Annotated in this window: 1 protein-coding gene; it reads right to left on the bottom strand. The window is 49.7% G+C overall.

From position 1 onward, the window contains the following. Positions 1–7: 7 nt before the first annotated feature. Positions 8–10,771, bottom strand: coding sequence for a surfactin non-ribosomal peptide synthetase SrfAA (gene srfAA / locus WA279_RS08285; RefSeq protein WP_336155011.1), 10,764 nt, complete (start codon positions 10,769–10,771; stop codon positions 8–10). Positions 10,772–10,781 lie beyond the last annotated feature (10 nt).

Genomic DNA, 10,781 nt, shown 5'->3' with positions numbered 1-10,781 from the left:
ACCTCTATTAGAAAATTTCCATTAATTTATCCAGCTCATCCAGCGTCAAATCGTCGTCACCAAGATCACTCGGGGTCAGTTCCGTACCGTCTTGAGATAGGCAATGTTCAATGATTCTGAGAAGATGCGCTTTAAAGCTGTCACTGAATGTTTGTACTGTTTTTTCATGAAATTCAAGAGAATGATAGGCCAGTGACATCGTCAGTTTTCCGTTTTCGATATATCCGACAACATCCAGCGCATTCGGTTTTTCTGTTTCAGGGCTTAATGACTGTCCTGATGGCAGCTCTGATCTCGTAAACAAACCTGCATCCGACATTTCGTCAAACTGACCTAAATAGTTGAAGCTGACATCCGGCTGAATCGAGAACGCCACATCTTCTTTATGTTCCGGTGCCGTCAGATAGCGCAGAATGCCGTATCCGACTCCCTTATTCGGCACATGTCTGATATCTTCTTTCATTTGCTTCAGCTGGTAGCCCAGATCATCCGCATGCTTCATATCGAGCACCATTGGGTACATACTTGTAAACCAGCCGACTGTGCGGGAAATGGTCAGATCTTCTATGATTTCTTCACGTCCATGCCCCTCTAAATGAACACTTACTCGATCCTGACCCGTCCACTCCTTCATTGCCAATCCGAATGCCGTCAGCAAAATATCATTCATTTCTGTGTGATATGCCTCATGCACCTTTGTGGTGAGCTGTTCTGTCTCTTCAGCAGTCAGCGAGAAGTCAATTGTCTTTGTATGTTTCATTCGCTGATCACCAGATTCGCGGTCTTTCGGAAGCTTTGCCGCGACTGCTTGTTCTTCAAGCTGTCTCCAATACTCTTTTTCTTTCAAAAAGGCTTTGGAGTTCGCGAAGTCTTGCAATCTCTCTGCATACTCTGCAAATGAATGTGTTTTCTGCGGAAGAACCGGTTCATTGCCTTGCTCAAGCTGTGTATATACCGCGGCGAAATCCTCCAGTAAAATCCGCCACGACACGCCGTCAACCACTAAGTGGTGAATGGCAAGAAGCAAGTGGTCTCCGTCTTCCGCTTGGAACAAGCCTGCTTTTAACAAGCCGCCTTCCTGCAAGTCGATGCTGCTTTGCAAACGCTCAGCTTCTCTCTCTATACGGTCTTCGTAATCTGCAGCTTGGCCCTCAATCTGGATGACCTCCAATTGAGCGGAAGAGGCTTCAAGTCCTCTGTTGTATTGAACGACGTCTTCCTGTCCCTCACGATAGACAATACGGAGCGCGTCATGATGCTCGATCAGCGCCTGCAATGTTTTCTCCACCCGTTCAGGATCAAAGCCCTTTTTGGCGTGAAGCATCACCGATTGGTTCCAGTGGTGCTTGTTCGTGAAGTTCTTTTCAAAGAACCAGCGCTGGATCGGCGTCAGGATGACTTCGCCCTCTACCGGGCCTTGGTCTGCCTGTTTGCCTTCGGCACGCTCTACATATTGGGTAAGCTCTTCGATCGTCGGATGCTGGAAGAGATCTTTCATTTCCAGCTTCCAGCCGTGCTGATTCAAGCGGCTCGCCATTTGAATTCCTTTGATGGAATCTCCGCCAAGCGAGAAGAAATTGTCGGTGACACCGACTTCAGCCATTCCAAGCACGTCCTGCCAGATGCCGGCAAGCAGCTCTTCCATGTCGGTCGTTGGCGCTTTGTATTCTCCGCTTCCCGCTTCGATGTCCGGCTCAGGCAAGGCTTTGCGGTCCACTTTGCCGTTTGCCGTAACCGGAAGCTCGTTCAGCGTCACCCAGAACGCCGGGATCATGTAATCCGGCAGGGTTTCCTTCAGTGCTGATTTCAGCGCTTCTATATCAGCTGTTTCCGGTGTGACATACGCCGCGATTGCTGTATTGCCGCCTTTATCTTTGACAGCTGTTACCGCCGCATCCTGCACCTCAGAAAGCTGGGCGAGCTGGACTTCAATTTCTGAGAGCTCGATCCGGTAGCCGCGGACCTTGACCTGCTGGTCGATCCGGCCGATGTATTCGATGCCGCCGCCCGTCCATTTCACCAAATCGCCGGTGCGGTACATGCGCTCACCAGGCACAAACGGATCAGCGACAAACCGCTTCGCGGTTTCGTCTTCTCGATTCAGATAGCCTCGTGCCAGTCCGCGCCCCGCCACGCAAAGCTCTCCGGCTACGCCTTCCGGCTGCACCTGATTGCCCTCGCCGAGGATGTATACTCTCGTATTGGCAATGGCCCGTCCGATGGAAAGCGAGCCTTCCTCCGGATGGATTTCTGCGCTTGTGGCAACGACCGTATTTTCTGTCGGCCCGTAGTTATTGACGAGTGTGTACGGCTTTTTCACTGCGCGCTTCAGCTTGTCTCCTCCAGTAAGCAATACGCGAAGTGATGTGTTCTCAAGCTCCATGAACTGTTCCGCAAGCTGTGTCGGCAGGAACGTGATCGTTATGCCGTTCGTTTCAAAATAATCGTTCAGGCGGACGATATCGAGGCGGATCGCTTCATCAATGACGTGAAGTTCGGCACCGATCGTCCAGGTCGGGAACATCTCCCAAATGGAAGCGTCAAATCCAAAACCTGCGTACTTCGCACTGCGGTCCTCCGCTGTCATGCTGAACGCGTCGTGGTGCCAGAAGCACAGGTTCACAAGCGCATGGTGCTCGACCATGACACCCTTCGGCTGTCCGGTCGTTCCAGACGTGTAAATCATGTACGCCAAGTTCTCCGCAGTTACAGCCGTCTCTGGATTTCCCTCGTCGTTTTCATCAAGCGGCAGGCTTAGAATCGTGCGGCTTCCGTCGAGAAGAATGACATCTCCCGTATAGCTGTCCGGCACTGAAATCCCCTCTTGCTTCAAGAGAAGCTTCGCGCCGCTGTCCTGTAAAATATACTCAATCCGCTGATCCGGGTAGTCAGGATCAATCGGCACAAACGCCGCTCCGGCTTTCAAGACGCCGAGCACCGCGGCGGACATTTCAAGCGACGGCTTCGTGAGAATGCCGACGCGGTCATCCGGGCTGATGCCGCAGTCCATCAGAATCCGCGCGAGACGGTTTGCCTTCGCATTCAGCTCGCCGTACGTCCAAGACTGGCCGTTGTATGTGATAGCCGGACAGTCTTTGTGGCGCTGGACAGTCTCTTCGAATAGCTGATGAACCGTTTTGTCTGTCGGCACAGGCAGCGCTTTGCCCTTCCATGCCTCAAGAAGCGCTTGCTTTTCTGTCTCGGTGACCAGTGACAGGCTGGAAAGCGGCTGGTTCGGGTTCCCAGTAACTGCATCTAAAAGCTCCATCCAATATTGCTTCCATCGTTCAATCGTTTCCTGCTTAAACAGAGCTGTATTGTATTCGAGTACGAATGTAAGCCCTCCGTCGGTTTCGTCAGCCGTCAGCGTGAGGTCAAACTTGGCTGTTTTCCGTTCAAACGGATGCGGCTCAAGCTGAATCCCTTTCATTGTTAAATCCTTTATATTCGCATTTTGCATTGAAAAAACTACATCGAATAACGGATTTCTGCTTGTGTCACGCTGAACCTGAACATTTCCGATCAAATCCTCAAGCGGGTAATCCTGCGCATCAAAAGCGCTGAGTGCCGTTTCTTTCACTTCGTTAAGATAGTCAGCAAACGTCTTTTCACCCTCCGGATACGTGCGCAGCGCCAATGTATTGACGAACATTCCGATGACGCGGCTGACGTCCGCTTGAGATCGTCCGGCCACAGGTGAACCGACGATGATATCGTCTTGCCCGCTAAGTTTTGATAAAAATGCACTGTATGAAGCCAAAAGCACCATGTAAAGCGTGGAATCCGTTTCTTTTGCAAGCCTGCGCAGAGCATCAGCTTTGCCTGCTTCTAATGAAAATGCAATGCGGTCTCCCTCAAATGTTTGAACGGCAGGCCGACTGTAATCAGTCGGAAGCGTCAGCACCGGCAGCTCTCCGTCCAGCTCCTCCAGCCAATGCTCTTCTTGCTTCTTGTAAAGCTCAGACTGAATGAACTGCTGCTGCCACACGGCATAATCCTTATATTGAATACGGAGCGGCTCAAGGGTTTCTCCGTCGTACAGCTTTGAAAGCTCCTCAATCAGCACACCGACAGATGCACCGTCAGAAATAATATGATGCATATCGAACAGCAGCACATGCTCAGTGTCTGAATGCTTGATAAGCCCTATTCTGAACAGTGGAAGTTGGTCTATTTTGAAAGGCTTAATAAACTCAGAAACGATCCGCTCTGTCTCTTCTTCCGGGGCTTCGAAATAGGCTATCTCACACTCAGCCTCTTCCCAGATCCGCTGCACCGTTTCTCCATCTTTTATTTCAAACGTGGTTCTCAAGGCTTCATGACGCTGCATTAACTGCTGCATGACGCTGTTAAGCCTTTCAACATCAAGCTCACCTGTCAGGCGCAGAACCGCCGGCATGTTATAGCTCGTTTGCGCATCCTCAAGCTGCTGAAGCACGTACATCCGTTTTTGCGGTGAAGAAACAGGATACGTATCTTGTTTCTCTGCCGGGCTGATACTTGCGGCTGTCCCTTTTTCAGCAGAGGCAATCACCTGTGCCAAGCCCTCAACCGTCGGTGACTGGAAGAGATCCTTGAGTGACAGCTCAACGCCCAGTTCCTGATGAACCAAGGCAAGCATCTTCATGCCTGCTAATGAATGTCCGCCAATGTCAAAGAAGTGGTCATAAGCGCCGACTTGTTCAGCCTGAAGCACCTGTGCCCAAATGTCTGCGACTTTTTGTTCCATTTCATTGCGTGGCGCAACATATGAAACACCTCTTGAAACGTTGGCATCAGGAATCGGCAGCGCTCTCCGGTCAATTTTTCCGTTCCCTGTCAGCGGCAGCTCGTCCATTTGGATAAACACCGCAGGAACCATATATGCCGGCAAGTCCTTCGCAGCATGCTCTCTCATCTCTTGTGATGAGATGTCTCCCTCTCCGACATAGTAAGCGCACAACAGTTTATCTCCCGCTCCTTGATCAACGGCAAGCACAACACTTTCCTGAACACGATCATGGGTTTGCAGCTGATGTTCGATTTCTCCAAGCTCGATGCGCTGTCCGCGAATCTTCACCTGATGGTCGATTCGCCCGATAAATTCGATGTCGCCATTCGGCAGCCATCTCGCAAGGTCTCCCGTTTTATACATGCGTTCGCCGGATGTAAACGGATGGGGAACAAATTTCTCCTCAGTCAGTTCTGGACGGTTATAATAGCCTTTCACGAGTCCTTCACCGCTGACGCAAAGCTCTCCGGCAATCCCGGCAGGCTGCACGTGTCCCGTACGGTCAAGAATGTATACTTCCGTATTGCTGACCGGTTTTCCAATCGGAACAGACAGCGTGTGCTCCTCCAATTCATCAACCGGATGATACGTCGCGAAAACCGTGCTTTCAGACGGTCCATACATGTGAAGGAGCTTGCCCTTTCCAACCGTTTGCAAAGCTTTTCTGACATGCTCAACCGAAGCCCGTTCCCCGCCAAACATAATCTTGCGAAGCGTTGACAAGCACGCCGGATTCAAGTCCACAAGCAAGTGGAACAAAGCGGTTGTAATCATGAGAATGCTGATGTTCTCCCGTTCAATGACGCGGGACAGACGAGCCATGTCCAAAACGGTTTCTTTCGGTATCAGCACCAGCTTGGCTCCGTTTAACAAAGAGCCGAACATATCGAACATAAACGCGTCAAACACGTAATTGGAAAGACCGAGAATCGTATCCTGTTCTGTAATGCTGAGATAATTCGTTTCCTTCACCGTGCGGAGAATATTGGCATGTGTCACGATATTCCCCTTAGGTGTTCCAGTCGTTCCAGAAGTATACGTCAGGTTGGCCATTGCCGCAGAATCAAGAGGCAGTGCGAGATTTCGCGCATCGGCATGATAGCTTTCTTCCTCATCGGCTAGCACGATAACGCCCTTAAATTCCGCTTCTTCCGCCAAAGCCTTTAATTTCCTCTGAGTGAGAAGCACCTTTGCTCCGCTGTCACGGAAGAAATGCTGCATCCGCTGAATCGGATGTTCCGGATCGATCGGAACATAAGCCGAACCTGATTTTAATACTGCCAAGATCGACACAATCATATCCATTGACCGCTCGCATAAGACAGCCGCAGTTCTGCCTTCGCCAGCTCCAAGAGAAAGAATGCCGCGGGCTAAACGATTGGCCCGTTCATTCAGTTCACGATAAGTGAGTGATTCGCCTTCATATTGAAGCGCAGTGTGGTCTGGCGTATTCGCCGCTTGCTCCTCAAACAGCTGAACAATTGTTTTATCTTTAGGATAAGGTGTTCTGCCCGGGTTAAACTGCTGAATTTGCGAAGCAGCCTCCTCTTCGGAAAGAAGTTTGTACTCAGAAATCTGTTTCTCAGGCTCAGCAGCAACATCTTCAAGCAAACGCGCAAAATGCGTAAGCACACTGTCTGCCGTGCTTTGTTTAAACAGCTTCGTGCTGTAGTCCAAATCAAGCTCAATGCCTTCATCGGTTTCTCTTGCCTGCACCGTCAAATCAAATTTGGCAATCTTGAAATTGGTCTCATGAACAGACAAGGACAGATCGCCGACAGCCGGAATGCCCTCTGTCGCGTTTTGAAGGCTGAACATCGTGTCAAACAGCGGATGCCTGCTAACATCACGCGGGATGTTCAAATCTTCAACAAGCCACTCAAACGGATAGTCCTGATGAGAAAAAGCATTCAGCACCCGTTTGCGGACACGCGAAATCAATTGGGTAAACGTCTCATCCTGCTTCACCTCACTGCGAATCGCAAGCGTATTGACGAACATCCCGATAATGCCCTCTGTATCGGAGTGATTTCTGCCCGCTGACGGTGTCCCGACAATGATGTCATCCTGCCCCGTATACTTTGACAAAAGCGTATAGTAAGCGGACAGCATCACCATATATAAAGTGGCGCCGTTTTGTTCAGCCAAACGATTGAGGCGATCCTTTACCCCCGCATCCAGCTTGATTGACACCCGATCCCCTTCAAAGCTTTGAACAGGCGGTCTTGGGTAATCGGACAGAAGCTGAAGCACCGGGAGCTCGCCTGCAAAGACTTCCTTCCAATAAGCCTGGTCCTTCTTGTACCCTTCAGCAGCCTGTCTGCTTTGCCATACAGCGTAGTCCTTATACTGGAGACGAAGATCAGGAAGCTGTTCGCCTTTATAAATGCGTGCTAACTCCTCCAGCATAATGCCAATGGATACACCGTCAGAAATCAAATGGTGCATGTCAAACAGCAGCATATGACGGTTCTCTTCAAGCCCCAGCAAACCGATTCTGAACAGCGGAGCTTTCGCCAAATCAAATGTCCGAACGAATGAAGCCATAATTGCCTCATCTGAGCGGCCGCCTCTTTCAATCATTTCGATGTTAAAATCAACGCTATCGTGAATTTTCTGTCTCGGCGTGCTGTTTTCAAGAACAAATGATGTTCTCAATGACTCGTGGCGTCGGATTAACCCCTGAAATGCGCACTCCAGCTTTTGAATATCTAAAGGCCCTTCCAGAATTGCTGCTGCCGGCATGTTGTATCCGACTCCCGCATCCTCGAACTGGCTGACGATATATGTTCGCTGCTGTGCCAGAGAAAGCGGATAATGCTCCTGTTTTTCAGCAGGTTCAATCACCGAAAATGCCCGGCTTTCTCTGTGATCAGCTTCCTCTGCAAGAGCCGCAATCGTCGGATGCTCAAACAAAAATTGAAGCGGAATCTCGATGCCTGTTTCCTTATGAATCTTTGTTAAAAGGGTCATGGCCTTCAATGAATGCCCGCCCGTTTCAAAGAAATTGTCAAAAATCCCCGCCTTCTCAACGTTCAGCACGTCCTGCCAAATGGCTGCGATTGCTTTTTCAGTCTCATTTCGCGGCGCTGTATAGGCAGTGCCGCTGACAGCCTTCACCTCTAGTGCAAACAGCTTGCGGCGGTCGACTTTGCCGCTTGGCGTAAGCGGAATTTCTGTCACTTCTGTAAAGTAAGCCGGCACCATATAGTCAGGAAGCTGTCTGGCCGCATGCTCCCTCAAGCCGGCTGGCGCAAATTCGCTTCCAGGCTTCTGCACAACATATGCGCAAACCTCAAGATTTCCCTGTTCGTCAGGGCGTGCCAAAACAACGGCTTTTGCAACGTCTGGCGCCTGCTGAATCACGGCTTCAATTTCCCCAAGCTCAATCCGGTATCCGCGGACTTTGACCTGGTCATCCTCTCTGCCTAAATATTCGATTGTTCCATCTGGAAGCCAGCGCACTACGTCCCCGGTCCGGTACATGCGATCGCCCGGCACGAATGGATCTTGTAAAAACTTCTCTTCCGTTAATTCAGGCAAATGCAAATAGCCTCGGCCCACACCGTCTCCCGCGATATAAAGCTCACCCGCCACGCCTTCAGGCTGCAGCCGGCCTTTTTGATCCAAAATATATAAGCGGTTATTCCCCAGCGCTTTCCCGATCGGCACATACGCTGATTGAACTGCATTCTCAGGGATAACCGGATGAACAGACGCGTCAACGCACGTTTCAGTCGGCCCGTACACATTAGTCAAACGCGGCGCTGTGCCGGCTTCTTTAAACAGCTTCAGCAGCTTGTCCGCAACAACAGATGACAGGCCTTCTCCTCCGATCAGCATGTGCTTCAGTTTTAGGCCTTCAAAATCGCCCGCTGCTGCCAGCATTTGCAAATGAGCCGGTGTTCCATCCGTCGCCTCAATGCTGTTTCTCCGATAATATGCAGTAAGGGCGGTCCCGTTCGTCACTGTTTTCTTCGGTACGATATAAAGGGTTTGGCCCAAAAGAAGCGACGCGAAGATCTGCTTCACTGACGCATCAAAGTGGAACGGCGCAAGCAATGCCATCCGCAGGGTTTGGCTGCCGCTTTGATAAATCGTCTGCTGCAGAGATTCAACCAAATGATGAACCTGGCGATGCTCGATCATAACGCCTTTCGGGCGTCCGGTTGTTCCCGATGTGTAAATAATGTAGGCAAGGTTCCGAGCGTTCACATCTGCATTCAGGCTTTCTTCTGCACCTTCCTCAATCGCCTGATCTAAGTCAATCAGCTCAGCATCGGCTTCAGGCGCCGCAACCTTCGATTCAGTCAGGATGAAGTCCGCCCCGCAGTCCTCCAAAATATATTGAATGCGCTCAGCAGGAAAACCCGGATCAATCGGCACATAGGCTCCGCCGGCTTTTAAAATCCCCATGATAGCTGTAATCATCCGTTCAGAACGTTCAATCAAAACCGCAACAGGACTGTCCAGGCCAACCCCTTTCTGTTTCAGCACATTGGCGATGTGTGCGGATTGTTCATGTAACATTCGATAGGACAATGTACGACCTTCAAATACAACCGCTGGATGATCTGAAAGCTGCTCAGCCTTTTCTTGGAACAGTTCCGGGATCGTCATGTCCTTACGGTAGCTCACAGATTCACCGCCGGCCCTCGCAAGCAGCTTCTCTTTCTCCGCATCAGAAATCATCGTTAATTCATCAATTGTATGTTCTGGATGCGTTAACGCGTTCTCCAGCATCGTAATCATGCGCTCACAAATCATGTTGATTTCTTCACGTGAAAATAAATCAGTGCGGTAATCAAAATCGATGGTGAGTTTCCCAGTATCCCATCGATCCTTCACATGGATCGAGACATCATTTAATCCGCTGCCGCTGAAAATCGGCTCAGTCAAAAAGGCAAGGTCCTCTTCTTTTTGCCACTGCATCACCTGATATTCAAGAGAAACAGTAAACAGCTTGGTCAGAGAGCTCTTTGTTTCACGCAAATCGTTGATCAGGAGATTATACGGGTACTTTTGGTGGCGGAGTGTCTTCATGAGATCCTTCATCCGGTCTTTGACAAATTCTGAAAACGCCTGCCCGCCGTCAATGTTTGTCCGAAGCGGAACCGTAGAAACAAACATGCCAAGCATCTGCTTCTCTTTCGCATTTGTCCGGTTGCCCATAAAGGTTCCCGTCACAACATCATTCTGGCCGCTGACCCTGTACAAATAGGCGGCGAGCAGCGATTGAAATACCGAAAGAACACTGACTTTATTCGCCTCACAAAACGATAGAATCTGCTGATGAAGCGCTTCAGGCACATCTTTAGAGAACCTCTCAGCATCTAAACTTCCTCCTGCGGAAGCATTCCGTTTCAGGGAAACAAGTTCAGGCACCGATTCAAATTGCTTGTTCCAAAACGCCTTGTCCTTTTCAAACCGCTTCGATTGAGCATATTCCTGTTCAGATAAAACATGATCGATAAATGAATGCGAGATTCCTTCTTTTGTCTCTGAGCCGCTGGCTAATTCTAAATAAATGTGCATGATCGCATTCCCGAGAATATTCATGGAGATGCCATCAGAAATCACGTGATGAACATTTGCGTAAAACCACACTTCATTTTCCTTTATGGTGAACAAGGAAAAACGGAACAAATCACAATCGTACAGCGGCAAGGGTTTTTTCGTTTCCTCCCAGCTCCATTGTGAAATAGACTCTATCGCATTCGGATCTCCAGTAGTGTCAGTATGTTTTATATCAACAGGCCGATACTCGCTAATATATTGAACAGGCTCTCCGTTTTCATCGAGCCGCAGCCGAAGGCGCATGGCGTCATTTCTGCGAATAAACTCTTGAATCGCCTGCTCAACAAGCACATAATCAATCGCATCAGCTGAAACCAGCTTACCAATCCCCGCAAGGTTTGAAATACTTGTGTGAGGATAGAATTTTTCTGTATACCAAATTCGTTTTTGTGCATCCGTTAAAGGATAAAAAGTTATTTCCATATTTTCATAC

Source organism: Bacillus sp. 204(2023) (assembly GCF_037027505.1).
GTDB lineage: Bacteria > Bacillota > Bacilli > Bacillales > Bacillaceae > Bacillus > Bacillus subtilis.
This window is presented reverse-complemented; position numbering and strand designations above follow the sequence as displayed.

Coding starts and splice junctions, on each gene's coding strand:
- srfAA (WP_336155011.1), bottom strand. CDS start 10,771: ATGGAAATAACTTTTTATCCTTTAACGGATGCACAAAAACGAATTTGG.